The sequence below is a fragment of the Foetidibacter luteolus genome, from assembly GCF_009650435.1.
In the GTDB taxonomy this organism is placed as follows: domain Bacteria; phylum Bacteroidota; class Bacteroidia; order Chitinophagales; family Chitinophagaceae; genus Foetidibacter; species Foetidibacter luteolus.
Genome location: NZ_VVIP01000058.1, coordinates 141,828 through 167,972 on the forward strand (window position 1 = coordinate 141,828; position 26,145 = coordinate 167,972).

General features: G+C 46.2%; 18 protein-coding genes. 4 read left to right on the forward strand and 14 right to left on the reverse strand.

Annotated features, from left to right (window positions below; all coding sequences use genetic code 11):
* Positions 1 to 45: 45 nt before the first annotated feature.
* Complete coding sequence (locus tag F0364_RS18495; RefSeq protein WP_207632754.1) at positions 46 to 1,728, reverse strand: glycoside hydrolase family 43 protein; 1,683 nt, start codon at positions 1,726 to 1,728, stop codon at positions 46 to 48.
* A 597-nt stretch (positions 1,729 to 2,325) separates the two neighbouring features.
* The gene (locus tag F0364_RS18500; RefSeq protein WP_153799292.1) at positions 2,326 to 2,490 is read right to left on the reverse strand and encodes a hypothetical protein; all 165 of its coding nucleotides are present in this window, start codon (positions 2,488 to 2,490) and stop codon (positions 2,326 to 2,328) included.
* A 90-nt stretch (positions 2,491 to 2,580) separates the two neighbouring features.
* Here F0364_RS18500 and F0364_RS18505 point away from each other — a divergent pair, with 90 nt between their 5' ends.
* From F0364_RS18505 to F0364_RS18515, 3 genes are all read left to right on the forward strand, one after another.
* Positions 2,581 to 2,808: a hypothetical protein gene (locus F0364_RS18505; protein WP_153799293.1), complete on the forward strand. Its 228-nt coding sequence runs from the start codon at positions 2,581 to 2,583 to the stop codon at positions 2,806 to 2,808.
* A gap of 96 nt (positions 2,809 to 2,904) precedes the next feature.
* Positions 2,905 to 4,716 carry a glycoside hydrolase family 2 protein gene (locus F0364_RS18510; RefSeq protein ID WP_153799294.1) on the forward strand — a complete coding sequence of 604 codons (1,812 nt, stop codon included), beginning with the start codon at positions 2,905 to 2,907 and terminating at the stop codon, positions 4,714 to 4,716.
* Between the two features lie 231 nt (positions 4,717 to 4,947).
* Positions 4,948 to 6,174 (forward strand): hypothetical protein, encoded by a 1,227-nt coding sequence (locus F0364_RS18515; RefSeq protein WP_153799295.1) that lies wholly within the window; start codon positions 4,948 to 4,950, stop codon positions 6,172 to 6,174.
* A 519-nt stretch (positions 6,175 to 6,693) separates the two neighbouring features.
* On the opposite strand, the gene F0364_RS18520 is transcribed toward F0364_RS18515, so the two are convergent.
* From F0364_RS18520 to F0364_RS18530, 3 genes are all read right to left on the reverse strand, one after another.
* Complete coding sequence (locus F0364_RS18520) at positions 6,694 to 7,815, reverse strand: glycoside hydrolase family protein (RefSeq protein WP_153799296.1); 1,122 nt, start codon at positions 7,813 to 7,815, stop codon at positions 6,694 to 6,696.
* Between the two features lie 235 nt (positions 7,816 to 8,050).
* On the reverse strand, positions 8,051 to 8,494 hold the full coding sequence (locus F0364_RS18525; RefSeq protein WP_153799297.1) for a DMT family transporter: 444 nt from the start codon (positions 8,492 to 8,494) through the stop codon (positions 8,051 to 8,053).
* A 153-nt stretch (positions 8,495 to 8,647) separates the two neighbouring features.
* Entirely contained in the window at positions 8,648 to 9,277 is a 630-nt protein-coding gene (locus tag F0364_RS18530; RefSeq protein ID WP_153799298.1) for an RNA polymerase sigma factor, read from the reverse strand.
* Between the two features lie 197 nt (positions 9,278 to 9,474).
* Between F0364_RS18530 and F0364_RS18535 the strand changes: the two genes are divergently transcribed.
* Positions 9,475 to 10,350 (forward strand): AraC family transcriptional regulator, encoded by an 876-nt coding sequence (locus F0364_RS18535; protein WP_153799299.1) that lies wholly within the window; start codon positions 9,475 to 9,477, stop codon positions 10,348 to 10,350.
* 212 nt (positions 10,351 to 10,562) lie between these two features.
* Here the strand turns inward: F0364_RS18535 and F0364_RS18540 are convergent, their stop codons facing one another.
* The 9 genes from F0364_RS18540 to F0364_RS18580 form a co-directional block, all read right to left on the reverse strand.
* On the reverse strand, positions 10,563 to 11,078 hold the full coding sequence (locus tag F0364_RS18540) for a PPC domain-containing DNA-binding protein (RefSeq protein ID WP_153799300.1): 516 nt from the start codon (positions 11,076 to 11,078) through the stop codon (positions 10,563 to 10,565).
* Between the two features lie 115 nt (positions 11,079 to 11,193).
* A complete protein-coding gene (locus F0364_RS18545) occupies positions 11,194 to 13,095 on the reverse strand; it encodes an FG-GAP-like repeat-containing protein (RefSeq protein ID WP_207632755.1) in 1,902 nt (633 codons plus the stop codon).
* Between the two features lie 363 nt (positions 13,096 to 13,458).
* Positions 13,459 to 15,783 carry an outer membrane protein assembly factor BamB family protein gene (locus F0364_RS18550; RefSeq protein WP_207632756.1) on the reverse strand — a complete coding sequence of 775 codons (2,325 nt, stop codon included), beginning with the start codon at positions 15,781 to 15,783 and terminating at the stop codon, positions 13,459 to 13,461.
* Between the two features lie 796 nt (positions 15,784 to 16,579).
* Entirely contained in the window at positions 16,580 to 18,082 is a 1,503-nt protein-coding gene (locus tag F0364_RS18555; RefSeq protein ID WP_153799303.1) for a RagB/SusD family nutrient uptake outer membrane protein, read from the reverse strand.
* Between the two features lie 35 nt (positions 18,083 to 18,117).
* Positions 18,118 to 21,147, reverse strand: a complete 3,030-nt coding sequence (locus tag F0364_RS18560; protein ID WP_153799304.1) for a SusC/RagA family TonB-linked outer membrane protein — start codon at positions 21,145 to 21,147, stop codon at positions 18,118 to 18,120.
* A 298-nt stretch (positions 21,148 to 21,445) separates the two neighbouring features.
* Entirely contained in the window at positions 21,446 to 21,826 is a 381-nt protein-coding gene (locus tag F0364_RS18565; protein ID WP_153799305.1) for a cupin domain-containing protein, read from the reverse strand.
* Entirely contained in the window at positions 21,823 to 23,925 is a 2,103-nt protein-coding gene (locus tag F0364_RS18570) for a thiamine pyrophosphate-binding protein (RefSeq protein ID WP_153799306.1), read from the reverse strand. Before F0364_RS18570 ends, F0364_RS18565 begins: the two co-directional genes overlap by 4 nt.
* Before the next feature lie 243 nt (positions 23,926 to 24,168).
* Positions 24,169 to 24,924, reverse strand: a complete 756-nt coding sequence (locus tag F0364_RS18575; RefSeq protein ID WP_153799307.1) for an SDR family NAD(P)-dependent oxidoreductase — start codon at positions 24,922 to 24,924, stop codon at positions 24,169 to 24,171.
* A 143-nt stretch (positions 24,925 to 25,067) separates the two neighbouring features.
* On the reverse strand, positions 25,068 to 26,144 hold the full coding sequence (locus tag F0364_RS18580) for a zinc-dependent alcohol dehydrogenase (protein WP_153799308.1): 1,077 nt from the start codon (positions 26,142 to 26,144) through the stop codon (positions 25,068 to 25,070).
* Between the last annotated feature and the right edge of the window lies 1 nt (position 26,145).

Below are 26,145 nucleotides of genomic sequence, written 5' to 3' on the forward strand. Positions count from 1 at the left end.
TCAAATAGCTTATATCGTTTTTTCAAAACCATACTGATGTTAAAGCTATTTTTTGGTGGTAAAGCCTTGGGCGCCAGTTATAGTTTTGGCATTATTTAGATAGTTATAGCTGAACGAAGCTATATCCACAAATCCTTTTTCAGAAATAGTGTTATAATTATATATTCCGATTCGGTCGCCCCGGTAGCTTCCCCATTTCAGTTGCGAAGGCATGTTTAGCGTAATGAAAGTCTTTCCATCAAAGCTGTAGGAATACCTATTGATACCGTTTACATTCCACGTTGATTGCAGCCAGATACTTTTTCTGATTATTGCCGTTATTACAGTGTCCTTGCCGTTGTTATCGTAAACAAGGTATTTTTTTCCATTTTGTTGCTTTACACCCAGGGTACTATAGCAAGCTGTGGAAAAATGGGTTAGCCCGGCGCATTGCCCGTTGGCCATACTGTCAACATCCATTTTTACAGTTACAATGCTTAAACGTGTCCTCATGCTGCGTTGGGTTATGGTATTGCCTGCTCTTAGTATTTGTGGCACTTTATTTCCGTCATCCAACGGCTTAAATGCATATAGCCGTAAATGGCCTTTTCGTTCGGTAAGGGACCATTTGTCCGCTCTCGGCTGATAATTCCACTCCCATTGCACATTCAGTTTTGCTGTATTAAACTCATCGTTTGTTTCGATGGATAACTTCCTTTTTGTATTGATTGGTTTGTTTGCAGCCCATACCATTTCCCCAATTGTATCCTTGCCCACTTTACCAATAATTGGCCAATTGTTTATCCAGGTTACAGGTAACAAACTGGCCGGCCTACCCTCCCAATCGCCACTGCCATGATGTGTCAGGAAATACCAGCGATTGTTTTGCGCTTTTACAAGACCGCCCTGGTTAGGTTCCCTGTCTTTCAGTTGATCAACTTTGTTAAGCTGTTTATATTCGTAAGGCCCATATATGTTTTTGGAACGGCCCATCATGATATAACGTTCCCCAAGCGTATTTACCTGGCTGAAATAATGATAGTAAAAGCCATTTATTTTATACAGCTTGTTTGCTTCGCTTCCTTTGGACTGATAAATTATGCGGTCGGTCTCCATAACGAGATTCTTACCATCCGGCGTCATTTTAAATAGATGGATATTGTATTGTTTATTGGTTACAGTATCGAGCGCAAAGTTGGTGGCAATAAAATAGAGTTGCCCGTCGTCATCAAGAAAAGAAGAGCAATCGTCCCAGCCGGCTACGCCCCATACCTGGTGCAGGGGTTCCCAGGGGCCCGCGGGGTTGGTTGCCGAGCTCATAAAAAATCCTTCATCGGGAGTGCCGAAGTAAACCCAGAATTTATTTTTGTAATAACGTAAGGAACCAGCCCAAATGCCCTTGCCGTACCGGTTCATTTTATCCCAGTTAAGTTCAGGGCTTATTTTAGTAAGGTCGCTCACTACATGGCTTTTAATTTCCCAATTCACCAAATCAACCGAGTGCAGCACCACCATACCTGGAGAAAACTGCATAGTGGAAGAGATGGCGTAATAATCATTACCAACACGAATAACATCCAGGTCACTGTAATCCGCAGGGAGCACAGGGTTAACGTAAGTCCCATCGCCCTGGTCGCCCCACCGGTCAAACATTTGTCCATAAGAGGAAAAACAAAAAAAATAAAAACAAAAAAAGGCGGCAAGCGCTCTTTTTATAGTATCACTGACAATCAAATATTCCTGTATCATAAATCCTGAAGTGTTTAGAACGACAGCCTGGCCAATACCATAGTTAGGTTATCAAGGCAAATATAAAATTAGTTAGTGCTTACTATTTATTGCTTGTTTCAATGGCTTTACATCTGATGGGAGAATGAATTTATTCGTGAGCTAATGCATGGCACATCGTGGGTGATGCTTTGAGAATGCGAAATAATTAACCGTTGACAATTTATAAAGGAGAATTTCGTGAACCCAGGGAAACGTTCACAATACAGGCTATATCCAGTTTTTACGAACCGCACGAGGAGCATAGAGGTACGGAGGATAATCTGCATCAATCAAATCTGGTTATCGCGAAAATCCGTATCCAGCCGGTTTATGAGTCAGGCACACCCCATGAAGGGGGAACGTAAAGCCATAAGCTGGGTAACGCGGTAAAGCCTGACTGGCTGCCGGATTGAAGCGGAAAGCCCGCAGACACGAGGTACGAGTGGCGAGGACTTGCAGCGGAAAGCCGGAACCGCAGCTACATTGAAACGCCGTAGCTGAAAGCCCCAACATAATTCTGTAATGGATGATTTAACAGGGCACCCAGGTATCCGCTTTGTAACAGCCTGTATGCTGTTAACAGTCTATGCGCTGGGCGACTGAAGCATCTGCACCCGTTGCATTATTCTTACTGTCATCATTGATGTTCATTGAAGCAGCATGCGCTGGTGCCAGGTTTTCGCGGGACTCTGCCGCGATAGATTCGATGTCAAAAGAATTCCTGAAGATTGATTCATTCATAGTGTTAACTTTTAGGATGCGTAGAAATGGCTTTAGCGTAAAAAAAGGGTCTTCTGTAGAAACAGACGACCTCTAACGATTGCTTGCCATATGAAAAAGTTCAAAAAATCTTTTGGAGAAAAAGTTCCGGCTATCTTATCCACCTCTCCATCCAATCACCTTTCTTTAGCTGCACCAGGCTCTGATAAAGACTGCCTTTTAACTTTCTTACATAAAGATAAAACCAACCATACGCCTGCGCAATACAAATTTCAGCCGCTTTTATTATGTCCAGTAACACATGGCAGGCCCCAATCCCTTGCCAGTAAAGGGTTTTAGTAAAATTTTATATTGGCCGCCAGTTGAGAAATTAATAGGGCAATGGTACGGTCGGCCGGTTTTATACGTTATTGACAAAAACAAGAATAAACAGGTATGGATATTAGAAATAGAATGCTGTTGCTGCCGGTATTGCTGATCGTTGCGGCTGGTTTGCCGGCGCAAAAATGCCCCTTACCTACGGCCTGGACGCCTGTAGCCAACGCCGCAGCAGTTCCGCTTGCTGAATATCCCAGGCCCCAGTTGCAACGCAAGGAATGGCTTTGCCTGAATGGATATTGGGATTACCTGGGCGGCAGGAACGCCCCGGATGCCCAAAGCCCGGAAAGCGTGGCTTCATTTTCGGCCAAACCAGAAAAAATAAAAGTGCCTTATTGCCCCGAATCAGCCCTTTCCGGCATCCAGCGCATGCAGGAGACAAATATGTGGTACCGTAAATCTATCCGCATACCGGCAACATGGAAAGGCCGGCAGGTACTGTTACACCTGGAAGCGGTTGACCATACCGCTACCGTGTTTGTTAACGGTCACAAAGCCGGCACACACCAGGGCGGCTATGACAGTTTTGTTTTCAACATCACTTCCTATCTGCAGCCGGGCGACAACAGTATTGTCATTGCCGCTTATGATGCCAATGATGGCCGCACGCCATCCGGCAAAAATGGCCCGAGGGGGGACTATACTTTTACCTCCGGCATCTGGCAAACCGTATGGCTTGAACCTGTTAATACCGCATACATAGAAAATGTACGCCTTACACCCGACCTGCAAAACAGCAGGCTGGCCATCAAAATTCAATCATCGCCGGGCACCCGCGTAAAAGCCACGGCACTTCAAAACAACAAGCCCGTTTCCACCATAACTGCTTCCTGCAACGAGACGTTTTTCTTACCCATCAACCACCCTGTGTATTGGTCGCCTGACAAACCTTTCCTGTACGACCTTCAACTTACCCTGCTGGATGATAAAGGTGCCGTTAGGGATGAAGCGCTAAGCTATTTTGGTATGCGGGATATAAAACTGGGCATGGTCAATGGCATTCCCCGGCCCTTGCTAAACGGCAAATTTGAAATGCAGTTGGGTCTGCTTGACCAGGGATACTGGCCAGACGGGATTCTTACCGCACCCACAGATGAAGCACTTCAATACGACATCAGGTTTACAAAACAGGCGGGCTACAACCTTATACGTAAACACATGAAAACAGAGCCCCAACGCTTTTACTACTGGGCGGATAAACTTGGCCTGCTGGTATGGCAGGATATGCCCGCCATCTGGTACCAGGATGAAGACACTGCCGTAAACAGGCCGCGTTTCCGTAAAGAATGGAAAGCCATTATGGATGACCACTATAATTCTCCATCCATTATTGCATGGGTGCCCTTCAACGAAAACTGGGGGGCTTTTGATGTTAAAGAAATTACAGACTGGGTTAAGGCTTACGATCCCTCACGGCTGGTTAACGGCAACTCCGGCTTTAACAACAACCCCTCCTATCAAAAAGCTTATGGAGACCCCGGCAATGGAGATTTTGTAGATACGCATATTTATGTAGGGCCGTACAAGGCCTCGGTGCCTGATGAAAAAAGGGCGGCATCACTAGGTGAATTTGGCGGAGTGGGTTTGTTTGTACGTGGGCACATGTGGCCTGTTGAAAACAACGCTTATGATTATGCCCCAACCAAAACCTCGCTTACCGACCGCTACATTTTATTGATGGACCAGGTGGAGCAGCTTATGAAATATCGTGGACTAAGTGTGGCCATCTATACACAAACTACCGACGTAGAGCATGAGGTGAATGGGCTGCTTACTTATGACAGAGCTTTTGAAAAAATGGAATTGCCCCGCATCAAATCTGTAAACAAGGCTGTTATTGAATCCGGCAGAAAACTGAATGAGGAATAGCAACCGCAGATGTTATTATTAAACTATCAGTTATAGTATAGGCTTCGCCACAAAAAAATTCTTCTTTTAATGATGACCTCTTTCTACTTTTTGCGATGTAGATAAAACATGCCTTGCCAACCTGCATAGCACCTTTAATCCACTCCTACCCTTTCAGAATTATTACAATGCAGGCAGGCTTACAGCAACCTGGCGCCAGGCATGGCTACTGAAAAACAAAAACAGAGTGTCATGATACTTCATAAAACTGCTTTTCTAAAGCTGGCAGCGTTGCTAATGGCAACCAGCGCCTGCAACGCGCAACCCAGTCCTGCCGCAAAAAACAAAACCACCATGCAACAAACCGCAACAGGAAAAAATTTTACAGCCGGTAAGGATTATTTTGAATTCACCCGGGTAAAAATAATGGACAACGAGGCTTTTACCGAGCCTGCCGAAGCCTACAGCATTTTGCTGCCGCAAGGCTGGCTTTCAGAAGGTGGCGTATTCTGGACTGCCCCGGGCAATGCCTGCGCCGGAACCAATGTGCGTTTCTCGGCCAAATCCCCCGACGGCAAATCATCGTTTTCAATTTATCCGGCCATAATATGGTCGTGGAGCAGCAACCCCCAAAGCGTTGAAATGAGCAGGCAATTCAACACTTCGCAATACTGCGGCGTTGGGCAGCCGGTAGATGCTGTGCAATACCTGGAAAATGTGTGGCTGCGTGAATTACAGAATCCCGGTATTACCGATAAAAAAAACAATCCGGAAGTAGTGCAGGCCATGAGCGAAAATGATGAAAAGGGCCGTACGGAATTAATGCGCTACGGGGCAGCCCAGGTAAATTACAGGCACACTGCCGTAACTGCCCGCCTTAAATGGAATGATGGCATGGCCGGCATTGCCCTTTGCGGTGTAACCAATACAGAAACATATATACCCAATGTTTATAATGGCACTTACGATATTAGCTACACAAGTTACGCCACACGCATGCTGTTTGTTTTTCCCGAAAGCGAAACCGCTGCCGCTGAAAAAATAATGACAGTAATGGTGGCGGGTGTGCGTACTAACCCGGCATGGAAACAGGCCACCAATGACTACTGGAAAGATGTGCGTGAAAAAAAACACCAGCAGCACCTGGGCACCATCAGGATGATAGATGAACGCACACAACAAATAGCGAAGAGCGCCATAGAAAACGGCAACCGCCGCCTGTCCGATATGGATAACCAGATGCGTAGCTGGGAAGCCCGCCAAAGCCAGCAGGACAGAACACATACCAATTTTATTAAAGCCATCAGAGAGGTAGAAACTTACAGGGACGACAATGGAAAAGTTGAGCTAAGCGCCGGTTACGACCATGCCTGGAGCCGCAGCGATGGCACGCATTTCATTATGTCCAACAATCCCAATTTCGATCCATCATCCGTATTGCAGGATAACCGCTGGAAAGAGATGCGCAAAGTTGATTGACCCATTCCATTAACTACATCTGCCGGTAACTTACCGCGGCGTACGATCAATACAATTTTTGATACCGGCAGTAGTACGCTGTGGCTACTTCGTTGCGTCGCAATCCGTTCATCGTCCGGTTCAATAAGCATCTTTTCAGACCCGGATAGGTTCCCAAGAAAGACCCGGGTTATGTGTCTGCCAGCTTTGCTGCCAGACACATTGTCTCAACCAGGATTTCAACTGATTTTGCTGATTACACTGATGGCTGTAGTGTCTGCCGCCTTTGGCGCCAGACACGTTAGCACTCGTAGTCTCAAAATTTGTTAGGAGATATCAACTTTATATAACTAAGAAACATAGTTGATATTCATTGGCAAATAGCGGGTATTCCATTGATATGACGGTGATGTGATTGATTATTATTTGTTCTTTCAGTGAAAGAGGTAATAACAAAATCATAGTTGCAAGGGATCCCGAAATTTTGGGACCAGATAAAACCATAGCTGGGTATCCAAAAAAAGATGACACCACTGCTGGTTAAAAAATAACCCTGCTCTTACCCATATCTTTTGAGGTAGCCACGGCTATGCCCCGTTGGTCTTTTTTGTTTACCGCGCAATAGAAATGGTACACAACTCCATCGTGTTTAATTACGTAAGACTTGTGTGCGTAAAGGTTGTCATACTCTTCAGAAGGCTCGATGAGATTGGGGCCGTTCCAATCCGTCCAGTTAACCATATCGTACGAACAGGCAAACCGGTTAAATGCGCCTTGTGTATTGGCCCAGAAAGCACCAAAATAAAACATGACCCAGGTATCGTTGATCTTTTGGATAACGGCATCGCCGGTGATGCCACTGCCATGCATAAGCACGGGCTCTTTATGAAAACGCTTCCAATGCAGCATATCGTTGGATACGGCCATACCAATACGCTCATCAGACTGCATTTCCTTTATATCAGTCGTATCTCCATTGGCATTATAATACATTACAAAAGGGTAGCCTGTAGTTTTATTTTCATCCTGCAAAACAGTGCTCTTGTATAGCTTGCGGTTCTCCCACCACCGTACATCGCTGTCTGAAGCACTTAACACAGGATTTTTAAACCGTTGCCACTCATGCGGGCTGGCAACATCGGCGTTTGTATAAGCCATACCTATGCCAAGTTTGCCAGCCTCGTATCCACGGCTACTGCCACCTATATAACTCATCCAGTATTTGTTGTCGTATTGCTGCAACTGGTAGCTGCCACCCCAACGGGTATCCTGCAAAACCGCATACCCTGCTTTTTGATTGTTATCCCAGTCTGTGGTATCGGAGAAAGACATAAGGCGGCCCATTGTTTTCCAGTCAAGCAGGTTATTGCTTTGCGCCAGCCATGTTTCATAACCGCGGCCATCAAAAACAATGTAGGTCATATACCAAAGGCTGTCTTTCCTGAATACAGTTGGACTATCCAGTTTTTTTGAATCATCCTCCGGCACCAATATAAGGCCATACTTGTATGGTGTTTTTACTTCTTCGTAAACCTGCTGCATGCGCTGCTGGGGAACAGGGTTAACCTTAACCTGCGATGAAGCCTGCCTGCCGCAGAATATAAGACAAAGAGTAACGGTTATATACAAAAAGAATGGATGTTTCCGGCGTTTTACCTTCATAGTTAACCTGGTATTATTTATTGCTATTAATGACCGAATCTATGTGCCCGCCAATGTATGCAAGCTGTTATATAGCCACTATATTAACCCGGTAAACTTAAGAAATAAACATGCTTATTCAGCAGATAAAGCAATGACGCCAAAAAGCTTTGGCTTGCCGCAGGGTATAAAAGAAAAAAGGAGGGTAGAAACCCTCCTTGTTCAGACTGCTTATGCGCCTTAATCAAGATAAATTTTATTTAGCAAAGGTTACAATGCATGCGCCTGCCACCAATAGCAGCGCACCGGTGATTTTAACATATGATACCGGCTCTACAGGAGAGCCCAGCATGCCAAAGTGTGAAAAAAGCATACCGGTAACCACCTGGCCGGCAATCATTAATACAAAAGCAGGCCCTGCGCCGATTTTGGGTATAACCCATGCTATACCAAATACAAGGGCGGCGCCCATAACACCTGCTGTTAACAGCCATAACGGCACATGTTTTATACGGTCAAACACGCTGCTGTCCCAGCCTGTGGCGCCAATAAGCAAAGCCGCAACACCACCGATGGTCCAGAAGATAGCGTTGCCCATTTTTGCATTTTTAAGTATAGCACCTACCTGGGCGTTCATAGCTAAATGAAGGGTGAGTACAACACCTATCAAAAGCATTAAAAGCGAAAGAAAAATTTTCATGATCGTATGGCAATTAGTAGTTAAGAATTAATATGCAAGGTGGCTTTGAGCGAAAGCTGCAAAATCATTGCAACTGTTTAGTATAAAGGCCTGAACCGATAAAACGATACCGGGGATATACAACTATTTTACCGTTTATTTTCAAAGGCAGCATCAGGCATTCGCAAAAAAGGTGCGCAGTTGCTTTAAGCTGCGGTACATTACCCTCCTGGCAGACGATACATGTGAAAAGTTGAACTGTTGTGCTATCTGGTCGTACCCCATGCCCTTAAAGTAGAAATAATAAATAGCCTTTTGTTCAATACCATCCAGCGCTGTTAATGCTCTGCCAAGGCGCTCCATTAACTCTTTGTTGGCCTGCCGGGTTAAATAAGTAGCCTCGCTTCGTAGTTCAGGTTCAAAGTCTGCCATTTCAAACTGATCTGTAACCTTTAATATATTGCGCTCTTTCTTCTGGTAATCTATTATCCTTCTCTTAAAAGATTTTAACAGGTAATACTTTATTGAAGTAGTGGCACTGAAGCCCTGGCGGTTCTCTTTCAGGTACACAAAGAAATCGTGAAGGCAGTCCCTTACCAGTTCTTTGTCTGCAGTGTACCTGCAGCCATACTCGTAAAGAAGTGTTGAATAGTTATCGTAGATAACAGTAAAAGCATATTCGCTCCCTTTTTTAAAGGCTTCCCATAGCTGCTTATCCGGAACCTTACTTTCAGCATCCTGGTAATAACAAACCGGGGCAGTACGGGGGGCACAGCCTGGTGCCAATTGTTCTTCATACAGCATAAAGTGGAGGTTTTAAATGTGCGCCGAAGCGTTGGTTAGTATTAAATTATTAATTGGGGTGTTGCTAGCAATCAATAACCAAATTTCATTTAATACATCCACAATTTTTTCCAACCAATTCACCAGAAGTTATACTATAGTAACATAAATGACAAATACCGGCCGCCTTATGCTGGGAAATTTAATATCTTACATGTATGAAACCGCATTTGCTGAAAGTTTCTATAGAACCTGAAACATCTTTTAACATACGCCTTAATAAAGGCGCCAATTTTTATAACCAATGGCACTTTCACCCGGAGATAGAATTGATATACATACACCAGGGAAGGGGCACCAGGTTTATAGGCAACAACGTATCCAGGTTTGATGCCAATGAGCTGATGCTGATAGGTTCTAACCTTGACCACATGTGGCGGTGCGACCCTGAATATTTCAGGAAAGATTCTACGCTTACGGCAGAAGTTACCGTTATCTATTTTCACCGTAGTTTTTTGGGAGACCGCTTCTTTGATAGCCCTGAGCTGGCCACCATTAACAACCTGCTGGAAAAAGCAAAACGGGGAATTAAACTTACCGGTGGCGCCAGGTTTGAATTGAGGGACCTGATAGCGCAACTGGTAAAAGCCACAGGCACATTAAAGATTGTGCTTTTACTTACCATACTTGAAAAAATAGCTAACACGCAGGAGAAAGAATTTGTAAATGCCATGTATCACCCTGTTGATTTTGAAGAAGACGAGGCCAACCGTTTAAACAGGATATTTCACCATACACTTACCAACTTTCAACGCACTATACCACTGGAAGAAATAGCAGGTATAGCCAACCTTACACCCAAGGCTTTCTGCCGGTATTTCAAATCCAAAACAAGAAAAACCTACTATAATTTTTTGCTGGAGGTAAGGGTTGCACATGCCTGCAACCTGTTGGTATCAAAAGACAATACCATTTACAGCGTATGTTACGAAAGTGGCTTTAACAACATATCTAACTTTAACCGCTACTTTAAAAAAATAACCGGCAAAACACCGTTTACTTACCGCAGGGAACACTATGTGGCAGACGATTAAAAGCAATGTTCTTTTGTTCAATGTTTAATGTTAGCGGCATTTTCCATGCTGAATCATTTCTGGCAGCGAAGCTGGCAGAAACATAACCCATCTACCAGGGTCTGAAAAGATGCCATGAAAAACCGGCCGACGAACGGATTGCGACGCAACAGGCGATGCCACAGGGCTATATCGCCGGTACCATAAAAATGCTTTGCCTGCAAGCGGAAGAGCTATTCTTTTTTGAGTGTTTTAATGGTACGCAGTTCCGGAAACTCCTTACTCCATTCGCGGGTTATTTTTTCCTGTGTTGGTATAATAAAAATCTCCAGCAGCAACGATACTTCTGCTTCTTTCAGGTGGCCGCCATGTACGGTAAAATCTGGTGCTCCCAGGTTTACATGCGGGTGCACAATCGGCTTGCCTTCAAACCAGCCAAGGTTGCCAAGCAGCGAAAGTACTTCCATAGAGCCCTTAAATTTTTTGTAGTTGTAGTGCTTGGCATTAACGTCGTAATAAGCCACTTCCGGGTTTTGCACGGCGCCAAGGCCGGTAAAAGTAGCGCCGGGCAGTTTTTCTTTTTCGAGGAATGCATTTAAACTGGCCACCACCGGCTGCCCCTTTTTAAGTACGAGCAAATAATTATTTCCATCCTTGCGGTAATCAAGGTCAGCAGCGGTAACGGTTGCAGTTTGAGATACCAGTTTTGACGCAATTAAAAGGAAAATAAAAGGAAGTAATTTCTTCATGAGTTATTTATTTTGTGTGGCAGATAAATGCACTTAACAGGCAAGGTTACAATGCCCTGCACAAATGGCGAATACACGCCGGCGAACAATTTAAAAGTGCTGAAAAATGGGTCGGTTATTTTCCTTTGTTCCAGAAAATAAATGTGCCACGGTTGGTAGCGGTTATAATGTCTGGTGCGCCGTCTTTGTTAAGGTCAACCACGGTTACTTCAGAGCCTGCGCCGGAACGGTTGTGTATAAGCTCGGGCACAAACCTGGCGCCGCCGGGTGCATTTTTGTCCCGCACGGTTTTGTACCAATAAAGTACGGGCGGCCCGTAGGAGTCGGGATCATACATATTGTCAAGATGTGTAAAGTAACGTTTACCCACTACAAAATCAGGAATACCATCCTTGTCTATATCGGCAAAAGCTGCGCCATGCGCCTGCGAAAAAGTTACATCGCCTGCGTTCTGCTGCGAGTAATCGTCGCTGATAATATGCCGCTCAAAACTAATATTGCCCGCAGCGTCTCTCTTTTGCTCAAACCAAGCCAGGCCAAAGCCATGCACATTTAAGTTACACACCACATCGTTAAGGCCATCGCCGTTGGCATCATATACAGCCATTAGTGCGCCGCCCACATTAGAAGCCCTGTTCTTGTACCGTCCAAAAGCAACAGGGTGATATTTCCAGGTAATGTTTTGTTTCAACTCCGCTGGCTGCTCCCACCAGCCGTTGGCGCCAAGTATATCTATGCGGCCATCGCCGTTAATATCGCCGGTGCCAATGCCATGCGCCAATGCATAGCCGGGTTCTGATACATTGTACTCTATCCATTTTTTGGTAGGATCCGACGGGTCTGGTTTGGCAAAACGAAAAGCACCGCCCGCCGCATACACCAGCTCTGGTTTGCCATCCTTATCAATATCAATAAAATCCGTTGTTTCGCTTTGTACAGCGGGCAGTACATCGTAACCTGCCCAGCGGCGTGATTCTTTGCCCGGGTTTACATACAATGTTGCAATAGGCGGCGTATTCAGTATATCCGGCCATCCGTCGTTATTAAAATCGTAGGTGAATTGTATATGCGTACGGCTGAATTCCTTTGAAGGGCCTACTGCCACGGCGGGGTAAATTTCCCGGTGCCTGGTAAAATCCGGGCCAAAGTAAATGTAGGGGCCAGATACCACATCCATGTGGCCGTCTTTATCATAATCGCCTGCATCAGCGCCCCAGGAATAATACATATCGCTTATCTGCTGTACGGTAAAGCGTGGTGACACCTGCTCGGCAGGGTTAACCCGCACGGCAACATCCTTGTACATAATATCTTTAAAGCTTGCCTGGCCATTACCGCCTACATACAATGCCAGCGGACCAAAACCGGTAATGCCATATGTGCCTTCCACTGCGCCGCCATTTTCCCGGCCATCATTTAAAAAACTCCTGATAACATTTGTTTCCAAAAAAACTTCAATGCCGTTCCATTCATTGTCGCGGAAATCTGTAGCAGGCCTAACCATGGGTACATCAGCCGGTTGTTTGGCGGGTGGCAGGCGTGGCACTTCCCTTAAAGTACCGGTATCCGGCGGCGGCGCCATACGGTAAAAAATACCGCCTGCGGGCCTTAGCTTTTCCCTTTTTATTTCTTTGCCCTGCGCATCTAAATAAACCTGGCAGGGCAATGCACCTTCTTTACCCGGCGATACCAATACCCCGGTGTAGCCTTCAGCGGTTTTCTGCATCCTGAACAATATGGCCGTATTGGCCTGCCCCGTAGCCCTAAACATGGCATGAAAGCCAATATCCTGGTAGCCGTTATCCATTACCAGCCAGCCACCTGCGGCATCTTTAGCCTTCCCGGTAATTTCCCCGTCTTTGGCCGTCCACTCTACGTTGCCCATTGCATGCCAGCCGCTAAGCCCGCTGCCTTTAAACTTATGGTCTGGCAGAAAGGTTAGCCCCAGGCTTTGTTGCTGCCCGTAACAAAAAACAAAGCCGGTAAAAAAGAACAAGCAAACAAGCATCTGCTTCATAATATCATAAATTTTAGTTTGGCTAACGCCATGTGCGGCCATCAGCCTGTTTTGTTTTACTATTTTTTCAGCCCTGGCTTATTTTAGATACCAGCGACGGTATTTTATGGCATCGCCTGTTGCGTCGCAATCACTTCATCGTTCGGTTCATTGGGCAGCTTTTCAGCCCAGGTAGAGAATATCGAACAAGGAACAAGGAATGTTGAATGAAGAATTACTCACCATTCACCACTCACCAAATGAATATCGAACAAGGAACAAGGAATGTTGAATGAAGAATGAATGCCCCACACTCACCATTCACCATTCACCATTCACGATTCACTACTCCCTACTCACCACTCACCATTCACCACTCACCACTCACTTCTCCGGCAACGCAAACACCACATACGCCCCGGGTATTTTTTCCGGTGGTGTAGCCGGGCCTTTTGCCGTATCCCGCTTTTCTTCCTGCTGCCTGCCAAATACCAGTGGCGCGGTAGCACATAACGCCAGGTAATGCTTTCCGTTAATTTCATACATGGCAGGTATTGCCTCGGTAACAGCGGGCAGTTCGTACGACCATAACTGCCTGCCATTATCCACATCAAAGGCGTACAGCTTTCCGTCTTTGCCTGTGCAAAAGAGCACTCCGGTAGAAGTAACCACCATGCCCTGGCGCTGCGCCCTCAGCATACCCGTATTTTTAGCACCCAGCTTTTCAGCTTCCTTGTCAGAGCCAATGGGTATCTGCCATTTTATTTTGCCGGTATTAAGGTCGTAAGCCGTTATGGTTGACCACGGCGGGCTAATAATGTACGGAAAGTTAAGGCCCCATCCCGGTGGGATAAAATACCTGTCAAGCGGCACATCCGCATCTTCGGGATAAGGAACGCCATACTGTTGCCCAAACATGGCAGCGCCATTTAAGCCAGTCACTTCCCGCTGCTCTAACCCGCCGGGCGCCCCGCCTGAATCTACCACTGGGCCTGTAACTTTAAACGGAATATTGTCCATAAAGGGGAACCGGCCACCACCCGGGCCGCTTGTAATATACTGGTATAGTTTCTTTACATCTTCTTCCTTAAGGCCGGGAAAAGCAGGCATTTCGCCTTTACCGCTATGCAGCACCTGTTGAAAATCTTTGAAACTGTGCCTCGATTTTAGCGATAGTAATTCGGGGCCTACGCCTCCCCTCCTGTCTGCGCCATGGCAGGCCATACAGGTGGTCATGTAAATTTTTTGCCCGCTTGCCGAAGCCTGCTGTGCCTCCAGCTCTTCTTTTGTTGGCGGTGATATTTTTTTCACTTTGCCATAAACGGATGGCCATTCTACCGTACGTACAAACATCAGCCCTTTTTCCGGTATGGATGCTGTACTGCCCCAGCTTGCGCCACCAACAGCACCCGGCATGGATATGGTTTCCCTGTCCATGGAAACGGGTACAAAAAGGCCGGAAGGTATGGTATCCACTCTTGCTTGCCAGTCCACTTTTTCAGCGTCTGAAAGAAAATAGGGATTAAGGTCTGCCGAGGTGAGTTTTTGCCTGTTAAAGGGAGGCACTACTGTTGGGTGAGGTTGGGTAGGCCATGCCTGTTCGCCGGGTATATCACTGGCGGGTACCGGCTTTTCTTCAATAGGCCACAAAGGCTCGCCGGTAACACGGTCAAACACGTACAGGAAGCCGTTTTTGCCGGCAACGGCAACGGCATCTGTTTTCTTTCCATCATGGTCAACAGTAATAAGCTGGGGCGCCGCTGCAAGGTCGTAATCCCAGAGATCGTGGTGCACGGTTTGATAATGCCACAGCCGTTTGCCGGTACGGGCATCCACAGCCAGCAGGCAGTTACCAAACAGGTTAGCGCCCACCCTGTCTCCCCCGTAATAATCATACGTGGGAGAACCCAGCGGGAAGTAAGCTATGCCGCGCTTATCATCAACGGTTATTTCTCCCCAGGTATTAACACCGCCGATATATTTATAAGCGTCTTTAGGCCAGGTATCATAGCCAAATTCGCCGGGCTGTGGCACGGTATGAAATATCCAAACCAGTTTACCGGTAACAACGTCATAAGCCCTGCAGTGGCCGGGTGTGGAAACATGATTTTCGCCAGGCGCCGAGCCGAGTATGATAAGGTTCTCAAATATTTTTCCAGGCGTGCCGGATTGCACCCTTGCTATTTTTTTCGGGTCTCCACCAAGAGCCTCCTTCAGGTCAACCAGGCCTTTGTTGCCAAAACTTAGTATAGACTTACCGGTAGTGGCATCTATGGCCTGCAGGTAATTGTTTATCTGGAAAATCAGGCGCCGGTCTTTACGGTCTTTGCTTTCCCAGTAATTAATACCGCGCCTGGCAATGCCGGTAAGGTTGGCATGTATCCATATTTCCTTAGCTGTAACAGCGTTTAATGCAACCAGTGAACTGTTTTTAGCCAGCACATACATTACAGTATCTACTATAACCGGGTTCCACTGGTAAGTTTTACCATCTTCTACGGCGTAAGACCAGGCCACCTGCAGTTGGTTGACGTTTTCTTTGGTAATGTCATCTACAACTACATATTTTGATTGGTCTGGCCCGCCACCATAATCCATCCAGGTAGTATGCTCATCTGAGCCGCTTTTGCATGCAAACAGAGAGACTAATGCAAAGGCCGGGATAATTGCGTTAATGTAACGGGGCCTTGAGTGTTTTACAAACTTCATAATGACAGCCATTGCTAAGAGCTATTATAAATAAGAGATACCAAGTACGATTTACGAAGTACGAAGTACTATTTGCTATCTGCGATTCAGGAGGCATATAGCACCACTTACCAAGTACGATTTACGAAGTACGAAGTACTATTCGCTATCTGCGATTCAGGAGGCATATAGCACCATTTACCAAGTACGATTTACGAAGTACGAAGTACTATTTGCCACCTATGATTCAGGAGGCATATAGCACCATTTACCAAGTACGATTTACGAAGTACGAAGTACTATTTGCCACCTATGATTCATGAGGCATATAGCACCATTTACCAAGTATGATTTACGAAGTACGAAGTACTATATGCTATATGTGATTCACGAAACATAGGCACCTTTCATTAAGTACGATTTAGGAAGTACTCAAACCAAATAAGAAGCACCATGCGGGATGAATGCAACACGATGCAAGCTTTAGGTGGTCGTACTTCGTACTTAATGCTGTTAAACAGCGTAGCCTACAAACAAGCACCTTGCAAAGAGTACTTCGTACTTCGTAAATCGTACTTAAACAAGCAACCCGCCTGCAAAGAGCCAACCTGTTACACCCGGGTGAGGGATTGCAGCGGATACCCCGGTGAGGGCCTGTGCATTGGCCTTTGTGCCGGAGTATGAGCGGAAAGCCCGACCCCTTGCGATAGCTTGGGGGCACCCCCTGATTTAATACTGCTATGAATTTTAAAACGTGAAGTGACAAACATGCGTTTATAATTTTTACCATGCCTGACGCTTCACGTTTTAATAAATACTAATACCCGGGATTTTGCGTTATTTTTCCTTTGCTCAGGTTGATTTCGCTGAGCGGAATGGGGAAAATTTCATTTACACCATCCGTAAAGCCTTCACCTTTGGCAGTGTTGTATTTTGTCGCATAAGCCCTAAGCACCTGCCCTGCACGGCCCTGCCTAACCAACTCGAAAAAGCGTTCGTACTCCTGCCCGAATTCCACCCGCTGCTCTTTCCAGATAAGCTGCCGTAAAGCATCTTTACCGGTAACAGTAACATCCGGCAGAATATTGGCATTACCCTGCCTTGCCCGGCGCCTTACCTCGTTAAGGTATTGCAGGGCTTCGTTGGTTTTACCCACTTCGTTGGCGGCTTCTGCATACCACAGGTACACTTTGCCAAGCCTCATATAAATATCATCTTTACCAGCCTGCAATGTGCCTTGTATTTTCTCATTTTCCAGCACAAGTACCTTTTTATTAAGATAGCCGGTAGTGCTGTTGCCCACATTGGCAACCCTGCTATCGGGCAACACATCGCCGTTTTTATAAACTGTTTGCCAAAGCCGGGGATCGCCTGGTTCAAAGGCGTCTACAAAGTCCTGCGTGGGCAGGTTAAAGCCCCACCCGTTCATAGCCCGGCTGCCCATAACGATGCCCAACTGGTTGTTGGCAGGCTGAGGGCCCAGGTCGTTAAGAAATTTAACCTGGAACACATGTTCTTTGCTTGTTTCGCCATTTCGTGTAAACAGGAAATAATAATCTGATTCAAGCGCATACTCATGCGATGCGATAAGTTTGCCGAACCATTCTTCTGCTTTGGCAAAATCGTGCAGGTAGAGGTACACTTTACCGAGGTAGGCCTGGGCAGCGCCCTGGGTGGCCCTGCCATGGTCTGCCGCCGGGTAAGCAGTAGCTTTGGGCAAAACGGCTTCGGCCTCAGTAAGGTCTTTGATGATCTGCGCATATACATCCGCTTTGGGGGAGCGGGTAAGATCGTAAGATTCGAACTGGGAAGTTAGCACCAGGGGAACATCGCCGAATGTTTTTACCAGGTTAATATAATACCAGGCCCTCATGAATTTTGCTTCTGCGAGGTAACGTTCTTTAAGGGTTGCATCCATTTCGATGTTAGGAATGTTTTCCAGGGCAAGGTTGGTTCTGTTTACACCAACATACGAAACCTGGTATGCAAACCTTGTAGCATCATTATCTGCAGGGATGTTAAATAGCTGCACCTGCTGGGCGTATAACTGGTCAGAGCCAGACTCGCCGCCTTTGTCAGTATCATCAGAAGCCACATTACCCAGCACCCAATGCATAAAACCGGGAGATACGTAAGTACAGCACCAGTTGTTGCCGGCAGCGGGTGCATACGCGGCTGTTATGGCACGGCGTGCATCGTCTGCCGTTATGTAGTTTACATCTGTACTAAGCTGCGCTACAGGATCTTTATACAAAGTTTTGCGGCAACCGGTAACCACCAGCAGCAGTGAGGCCGAGAATATATATATTATGCGTTTCATGTTAAATGAGTTGTTTTAGTTTTTACAATCAGGTGTCAGAGGCCGATATTAAGGCCTATCGTGTAAGTGCGTGGTATAGGGTAATTGGTTTCATCAATACCTATGTACAATGGGTTATTGGCACGATTGGTACCCATTTCAGGATCGAACCCTGAATAGTTGGTAATAGTGAAAGCATTTTGCACTGACGCATATACCCTTGCACTTCTTAATTTGGATATGCTGGAAGGTATCCTGTAACCTATCTGGATGTTTCTTACCCTTAGATAAGAACCATCTTCAACATAGTAAGTGGATGAACGCATGTTGTTATTAGGATCGCTGGTTATTAAACGCGGCATCGTATTGCTGGTGCCGGGGCCTGTCCACCTGTTGTCCCAGACATTTTTGGTATAGTTGAAAAAGTTGGCGCCTTCTGTCCTGAACTTAAAGCCCTGGAAAATATCGTTACCGTAAGTGCCCTGTATCTGCACACGGAAGTCGAAGCCTTTATATGACATGGTTCCTGTAAGACCGTAAGTGGCTTTGGGCCAGGGGTTGCCGATGATTGTCTGGTCCCGTGCATTGATAGTATCGTTGCCATCAAGGTCGCGGAAGCGGAAATCACCAGGCGCAGTACCATTGCTTTGATAAGCATGATCCTGCACTTCCCTCTCAGACTGGAAAACACCATCTACCTGCCAGCCAAAGAAAGAAGCGATGGGAGCACCTATCTGGGTAGAATTTACCAGGCCCACAAAACTGATGAACTGCTGGATGGCCGTACCTGCATTGCTTAACTGAGTTACTTCATTTCTGTTGAAAGCGATATTGCCGGTAATGCTATAGCTGAAACCTTTGGAAGCCCTTTTATCGTAGCCAACCATAATTTCAACGCCTTTGTTTACCACATTACCTCCATTAACATAGGGCGCTGTTGTAATACCACTATAACCTACCAGGGGCACCTGGAGCAACATATCGTTGGTTTTCTTATTATACCAGTCGAATGAAGCAGTTAGTTTTCCATCAAAGCCGGTAAAGTCAAAACCCAGGTTTATTTCCTTGGTTGCCTCCCACCTGAGATCCGGGTTACCCAGCGTGGTGGGCGCCTGGCCCCTTACTACAGAGCCGGGAGCGCCAAAAGAATAATTGATATTTGGCGTAACCAGGTTAGCAAAAGCATAGTTAGGCAAAGAGCTTTGATTACCGAGTGAGCCCCATCCGCCACGTATCATCAGGTTGTTGATCCACTTAACATTTTTCAGGAAATTTTCTTCTGACATTTTCCATCCTACAGAGAAAGAAGGGAAATAACCGAATTTGTTATTAGCGCCGAATTTGGAAGAACCATCGGCCCTGAAGTTTACGGTAGTAAAGTATTTACCGCCATAGTTATAGTTTACACGGCCAAGGTAAGAAAGGATTCCCCACTCGCCAGCGCCGCCGGCAACCCTGTTATTAGAAGTAGACAAGTCGAGATAGCGCAGATTTTCATTGTCTGTGGCGTTGGCTGGCAAGCCCTGGGCCTCTGCGACTATCGTTTGGGTAAAAGAGTTTTGGTCTGTCATACCTGCAAGCAACTCCAACGTATGTTCTCCGAAATTTTTTGTATAGGTAAGCGTATTGGCCCAGCTTGTTTCACGAAACCTGGTTGTTGTTTCTGTAAGCCTGGCTACATCATTAAAGTTAGAAGTGGAAATACGGTAAACAGGCACGAACACTTTTTGTTCAGCATAACCTATATTGACATTGTATTGAGAGCGAAATACCAGCCCCTTGAATGGCGTAATTTCAATATAGGCGTTACCATTAACCACAGGTCTTCTTGTATCATCATTGGTATAATGAATAGAAGCGGCAGGATTAGCGGAGTTAAGTGAGGTTGCAGAGTAACCCCAACTGCCGTCGGGCATTTTAACCGGAATCTCAGGGTTTGCAGTTAGCGTGTTACCGAGGATAGAACCAAAATTAAACTCGGCGATGTTGCTATACCTTGCCATACTTGCAGACAGGTTCTGCCCCAGCTTTATAAACTTATTGATAGAATGTGATGAATTGATGCGCAGGTTAACCCTGTCGAACGAGGAACCTGTTATAATACCATCCTGTTTGGTGTAACCAGCCGAAAAGAAAAATTTGCTGAACTCGTTGCCACCGGAAGCACCAATATTTACATCTACCATAGGCGCCACCCTGAAAATGGCTTTCTGCCAGTCAGTGCCTTCACCCAGGCTTTCAGGATCCGGGTACAATGGGTTTTGCCCGGCGTTTCTTAAGCCTTCGTTATACAGTGTGGCATATTGCGTGGCATTGGTTACAGGAAAGTAACGCTGTATCTGTTGCCAGCCTTGTGAAAAACTCACATCCAGTTGAGACTTACCCGAACGGCCCTGCTTGGTAGTAATAAGAACAACACCATTAGCGCCCTGTGCGCCATAGATGGCCGCCGCGCTGGCACTCTTTAATACCTGTATGCTTTCTATCTGGTCCGGTGCAATATCCAGCGGGTTAGCATTGGGGTTGCCATCAATTACGTAGAGAGGCTCAGCATTGTTTACAGTACCACTGCCCCTTACACGTATCAATAAAGCCGAACCCGGCGCACCGGAGTTTTGCGACACCTGCAGACCGGCCACCTTACCCTGCAATGCCTGGCCAACCTGTATTACCGGTTCATCCGCTATTTCCTTAGCGCTCACTGTTCCGATAGCGCCTGTAACATCACTGCGTTTTTGGGTACCATAACCAACTACCACAACACCTTCCAGCGGGTTTGTTGAAGCCTGCAGCGCTACCCTTATCGTTGTTTTATCTCCTATAAAAACTGTTTGCGACTCTCTGCCGATAAACGTTACTGTAAGAGAATCGTAACCGGGCTGAACAGTTATGGAAAAATTACCGTTCACATCCGTTTGGGTTGCTTCTTTGGCCCCCTTAACGGTAACCGAGGCACCAACCACTGCCTCATTATTTGAGTCAACCACCGTACCGGTTACCTTTTTTTGCGCATAGGTTAACATGCCGGTAAAGAGAAGCAGCAGGAATATTGTCAGCCTCCGTATCCAAAATGTAGTAGTCATCATAACAAGCGTCGTTTTATGGTTTATGGAATTTTAGGTAAATAGTCAGCAAGCAGTAAGGTGTGCGAAGTTTATGTTCAGTTAACAATACACATCAGTCTTATATATTGCCAGTAAAGGCGTTGTTATGCCGGCAAGCAATATGTATGCATGGTGTACTCTATGTAAAGGGCGGAAACGATGAAATGATGCCCGGTTCCTGCAGGTTTTTTTAAAAAATTATGTGAAAGAATTACAACGCATCTTCAACACCTGATCATGATTGTTTCTTTGTTGAAAGATGGGGTAAAAGAAAAACATATCATTCAGGAAAAGAAATATCCTCAAACATTTTATAGTTGTCAAGGTTGGTCATAGGCGCAAAAAAACAGATCACTTTCATTTCTGTATCGCCGGTATTGCGCAGCATGTGTACTTTACCTTGCTCAAACAATATGGCGGAGCCTGTTCTTACATCGCCCACCTCTCCTTCTATCATTACTTTACCGGTGCCTGTGATAATATAAATTAACTCTTCGCTGTTGGGATGTGAATGGGCAGGTCTTACTGTTTCGCCGGGCAGTACACGTATCACACAAACGGACAGGTTTTTTGCCGGCAGAGAATCTTCATTGGCCAGCCAGCGCATAAACCTGCCGGGGTGTGCCACTTCAGGCACTTCGCTTTCGTTGATAATGGTCATGCTGTTACTGGTTTAAATTTTAGATGGCCTGCAAGTGTTTCGCTGATATGCGCCGCATCCAGCCCGTAAGCTGCAGCAAGCTCCGCATACGTGCCTGAATGTATGTAGTGCGGTGTGCCGTTATGTGTTGTATTAATGGGTATAAGCTTTTTTGTGTGAATATTGTTTTCACGGGCAAACAGTACCCTGCGGAAATTAGTCCAGATGTAGCCGTTGTTCTGCTCTGCAATAAATACAGGCCGGCCGGATTCATATAATTCCACCATCGCATCTTCATCTATAGAAGGCATGTCAACTACATTTACAGGTAAGCCTTTTTTGCCGAGCAATTCAGCAGCGCCCAATGCTTCATATACACCACGGCCTGAGGTTACAATCGTAGCCACCGCATCCGGCGTATCTTTTAAGGTGTAAGCTTTGCCAAACTCAAATTCAAAATCACTGTCATAAACAACAGCCGAAGCCGCTCTTAAAATGCGGAGGTAAATGATGCCTTTGTTGCCTTCCATTATCCATTTCATAACGCCCAGCAACTGTTGCGGGCAGCATACATTGATAATCTTTACATGCGCCGCTTCATTAAGTAAAAGAACATCATCATTACCCATGTGGGTAGCGCCGTTGGATTGTGTTTCCAGGTCAGCAGCCGTGGCAACCATCGTATAATCAAGCCCGTGGCCTTCTGACAACCAGCCCTTGCTTTCTATCACCTCCAGCCTTTCCTGGTGGCCCACAGCAATTCTCCGCAGCACTTTCCAATCGTAAAAAGGGCAGAAAGTACTTACCCATGTGTTGGCGCCAAGTATGGCAAAAGCCTCTCCTATCAGCATCATGTTTGCTTCTGCCACGCCTACGTTTAATGCACGGTATTTATCTACAAAACCTACGCCTGCCTGCAGGCCGCTGGTAGATGCCAGGTCTGAATCTATGGATACCACCCGCTCATCCTGTGCAAAAGATTTCATGGCAGCCTGTATCACCTGCTGGGCACCTGCTGACTTTCCTTTTTCCAGCTTTGGCAGTGCAGCCGGTAAGTAATCAATGCGCTTGTTTCTCTCCGGCGCTTTTACGGTTTTGACAACCGCTTCTTGTGTGGTAATGCCTGTAAAAGAACCATTCTCTTCCCCAATTGTGTAGCCCATCTTACCGGCATGGACCAGTATTGTTTTTAATGCGGAAGAATATTCATCACCACTGTTTAATTCATTGAGAAAACCACACAGCTCCTGCACCCTCGCCACCCGTTGTATATTCTGCAACTTTTCTTCCTGGATAAGCGTATCACCAACAATAGTGGTTTTGTGGTTGTTCATGTAATCAGAGAAGCCGCCATGCCCTTTGGTTGATTTACAAATAATCACTGTAGGCCGGCCATCCCTTTCACCATACTTAAACGCCTGTAAGGCATTGTAAACAGAGTGGTACTTTGTAGCGTCTACTTCCATTACCCGCCACCCGAAACTGGCGAAGCTTGCGCTGAGGCTGTTGTAAGGAAAGTGCAGCGTATTCACTATATCCAGTTGGCCGCCGTTATTGTCTACCAGTACGCACAGGTTTTCCAGGCGTTTATAACCTGCATACATTACCGATTCCCAGATTGGACCTTCCTGCAATTCACCATCGCCGGTTACGGCAAACACATCAAAGGCCGGTGCCTTTTGCCCTGCAATGGCAAAGCCCTGTGCAACACCCATGCCCTGCCCCATTGGGCCTGTAGCCACATGAACACCAGGCAGCAGTGGCCCCGGGTGCCCGTTGAGTATGCTTGATACAGAACGTGAATTGTTTAGCACGGAATGGTCAAAATAGCCAAGGTCTGCATATATAGATGCAAGTGTTGCCACCGCATGGCCTTTACTTAATACAAACATATCCTGGCCGGGCGCCGTAGGCTGTTCTACCTTCAGGTTGATGATACCGCCATAAAACAGGCTTACCATAGGTATAATGGCGGAGGAGGCGCCACCGATATGAATAGAGTTATCCACCGCGTACCTGCATTGATGAATATTCAGCAACCTGATATCGGAATCCTTTACCTGTAACAGGTAATTTATTCCTTTGGTGACCAGGGATGATTTGTTTTCCAGATAAATCACGAGGTATATTATTTAGTGCGTTTACGAATTGTATTTGCATGGCAATAGAGTGGCCATGGATAGCAAACAGGTTTACACAGCAGCCTGCAGCCGCCCATTGATATACAGATGAACGGATTGATTTTTATTTGTTCTTTCACTGAAAGACCAAATAATAACAAAACCATGTTTGGAACAGGCGATGCCACGAAGTACTAATGCTGGTATCTAAAAATGTCCTATGTTGATTGAATGATTTTTTTCTTACATAATTGACCAGCCGCCATCTACAAAATAGGCAGCACCGGTAACAAATGAAGCTTCGTCTGAAGCAAGAAAATACATAACGTTGGCTACCTCGGCCGATGTACCCATGCGGCCAAACACACTCTTTGAACCCAGCACCTTTTCTGTTTCGGCGGGGTTGGGAGAATCGTTGATGGAGCCGCGCAACAATGGCGTATCTATAGCGCCGGGCACTACGCAGTTAACCCTTATATTATCCTTTGCCAGATCAAACGCCATGCTGCGTGTAAGGGTGTCTATAGCGCCTTTGGAAGAAGAGTAAGCAGCCCTTTCCCCTACCGTGCGGTAGCCAAGTATAGAGCCTGTATTTACAATGGCGCCACCACCCTGTTCCAGCATCATGGGAACAAAAGCGTTGGACATGTAGTACATGCCTTTAAGGTTGATATCATACAACTTTACCCAATCATCTTCGGTGCATTGCAATATGCTGCCACGCACTTCCAGGCCGGCATTATTGATTAATACATCGGCCCTGCCAAAAGCTTCTTTGGTGGCTTTTGCAGCCTGCTGCACCTGTGATTTATCAGATATATCGCACAGGCAGAAGATCGCATCCACACCAAGCGCTTTAATCTTCTGTTCAGCCAGTTTACCCTTTTCTTCGTTCACATCAATCAGCACAATATCGTAACCATTTTTGGCAAATTTTTCTGCCGCTGCCAATCCCAAGCCCGATGCCCCGCCACTTACTATCATTACTTTGTTGCTCATGGTAATAGTTGTTTTGTTTTATAGGTACTGTATCAATTTATTTTCCCTAAAAAAATCAATGTCAGGTTGAGCTTGTCGAAACCGTGCCAAAATAAGCATGCTTGACAAACCCGCCTTCGACAGGCTCAGGCTGACGACATTAATTAGTTTAATCCGTTAGGTTTGGTAGCCACTTTAACAGCGCCTTCTTTTCTTTTTTCAAATACATCCAAAGCTTTGTCAAAATCCTTCAGGTCAAATCGGTGCGTTAGCAGTGGGGAAAGGTCAACACGGCCATTTACCAGTAAATCAATTGCAGCCTGTGCCGTGTTTGGATTGGCCCTGTTGCCAATAATTTCCACCTCATCCAATACAATGCGCTTTAATGGCAGTGCAGGGTCTGCATGCGGAATACCAATAACAGACACCACACCTCCTTTTGACGCGGCGAAGCAGGCAAGCCTTATAGACTCAGCGGTTCCCGCACACTCCAGTACGGCAGGCACGCCAAGGCCATTGGTAAACTCTTTTACTTTTTCAACAACATCGCCTTCCCTGTAATTAATAGGTATGGCGCCAAGTGAAGTTGCTTTTTCTAACCTTTCACCGCTGCCTGCGGCAAAAATTCTTGCAGCGCCCAACGCTTTAGCCACCAGTATTGCCATAAGGCCTTGCGGGCCGGTGCCCAACACAAGTATATCATCTCCGGGCTGCATGCGTGAACGTTTTACCGTGTACAATGCAATACTTAACGGGTCAACACATGCCGCGTATTCCAGCGACATGGAATCTGGTATTTTATAAATGCTTTTAACGGATGTACGCATGTATTGTGCGTAAGCACCAGGCGTATAGTGCCCGTACTGGCGGTGGCCGCGTTCTTCATGGCCATAGTTAAGGCAAAGATTGTAACGCCCCTTTAAACATTTTTCGCAGTAGCCGCAACCACAGTGAGAGATAGCGCAAACACGGTCGCCTTCTTTCCATCCAAGCTGCCCGGCCCTTTTGCCTGTTTGCACCACCGTGCCAGACCATTCATGCCCCGGCACAAAAGGAAAACCTTTTGGCCAGAAGCCCGGAAAATCGCCGGATATAATGTGCGGGTCTGTTCCGCATATGTAAGTAGTATCCACTTTGCAGATAACTTCATCCGTGTCGGGCACGGGTACCGGTACAGACATAATTTCAAAATCCCTGATGCCTTTTAAAACAAGCGCATCCATTTCTTTTGGCAGCGTCATA

Coding starts and splice junctions, on each gene's coding strand:
- F0364_RS18520 (WP_153799296.1), bottom strand. CDS start 7,815: ATGAAGGTAAAACGCCGGAAACATCCATTCTTTTTGTATATAACCGTT.
- F0364_RS18525 (WP_153799297.1), bottom strand. CDS start 8,494: ATGAAAATTTTTCTTTCGCTTTTAATGCTTTTGATAGGTGTTGTACTC.
- F0364_RS18530 (WP_153799298.1), bottom strand. CDS start 9,277: ATGCTGTATGAAGAACAATTGGCACCAGGCTGTGCCCCCCGTACTGCC.
- F0364_RS18560 (WP_153799304.1), bottom strand. CDS start 21,147: ATGATGACTACTACATTTTGGATACGGAGGCTGACAATATTCCTGCTG.
- F0364_RS18550 (WP_207632756.1), bottom strand. CDS start 15,783: ATGAAGTTTGTAAAACACTCAAGGCCCCGTTACATTAACGCAATTATC.
- F0364_RS18540 (WP_153799300.1), bottom strand. CDS start 11,078: ATGAAGAAATTACTTCCTTTTATTTTCCTTTTAATTGCGTCAAAACTG.
- F0364_RS18565 (WP_153799305.1), bottom strand. CDS start 21,826: ATGACCATTATCAACGAAAGCGAAGTGCCTGAAGTGGCACACCCCGGC.
- F0364_RS18510 (WP_153799294.1), top strand. CDS start 2,905: ATGGATATTAGAAATAGAATGCTGTTGCTGCCGGTATTGCTGATCGTT.
- F0364_RS18555 (WP_153799303.1), bottom strand. CDS start 18,082: ATGAAACGCATAATATATATATTCTCGGCCTCACTGCTGCTGGTGGTT.
- F0364_RS18545 (WP_207632755.1), bottom strand. CDS start 13,095: ATGAAGCAGATGCTTGTTTGCTTGTTCTTTTTTACCGGCTTTGTTTTT.
- F0364_RS18580 (WP_153799308.1), bottom strand. CDS start 26,144: ATGACGCTGCCAAAAGAAATGGATGCGCTTGTTTTAAAAGGCATCAGG.
- F0364_RS18495 (WP_207632754.1), bottom strand. CDS start 1,728: ATGATACAGGAATATTTGATTGTCAGTGATACTATAAAAAGAGCGCTT.
- F0364_RS18515 (WP_153799295.1), top strand. CDS start 4,948: ATGATACTTCATAAAACTGCTTTTCTAAAGCTGGCAGCGTTGCTAATG.
- F0364_RS18535 (WP_153799299.1), top strand. CDS start 9,475: ATGAAACCGCATTTGCTGAAAGTTTCTATAGAACCTGAAACATCTTTT.
- F0364_RS18500 (WP_153799292.1), bottom strand. CDS start 2,490: ATGAATGAATCAATCTTCAGGAATTCTTTTGACATCGAATCTATCGCG.
- F0364_RS18505 (WP_153799293.1), top strand. CDS start 2,581: ATGAAAAAGTTCAAAAAATCTTTTGGAGAAAAAGTTCCGGCTATCTTA.
- F0364_RS18575 (WP_153799307.1), bottom strand. CDS start 24,924: ATGAGCAACAAAGTAATGATAGTAAGTGGCGGGGCATCGGGCTTGGGA.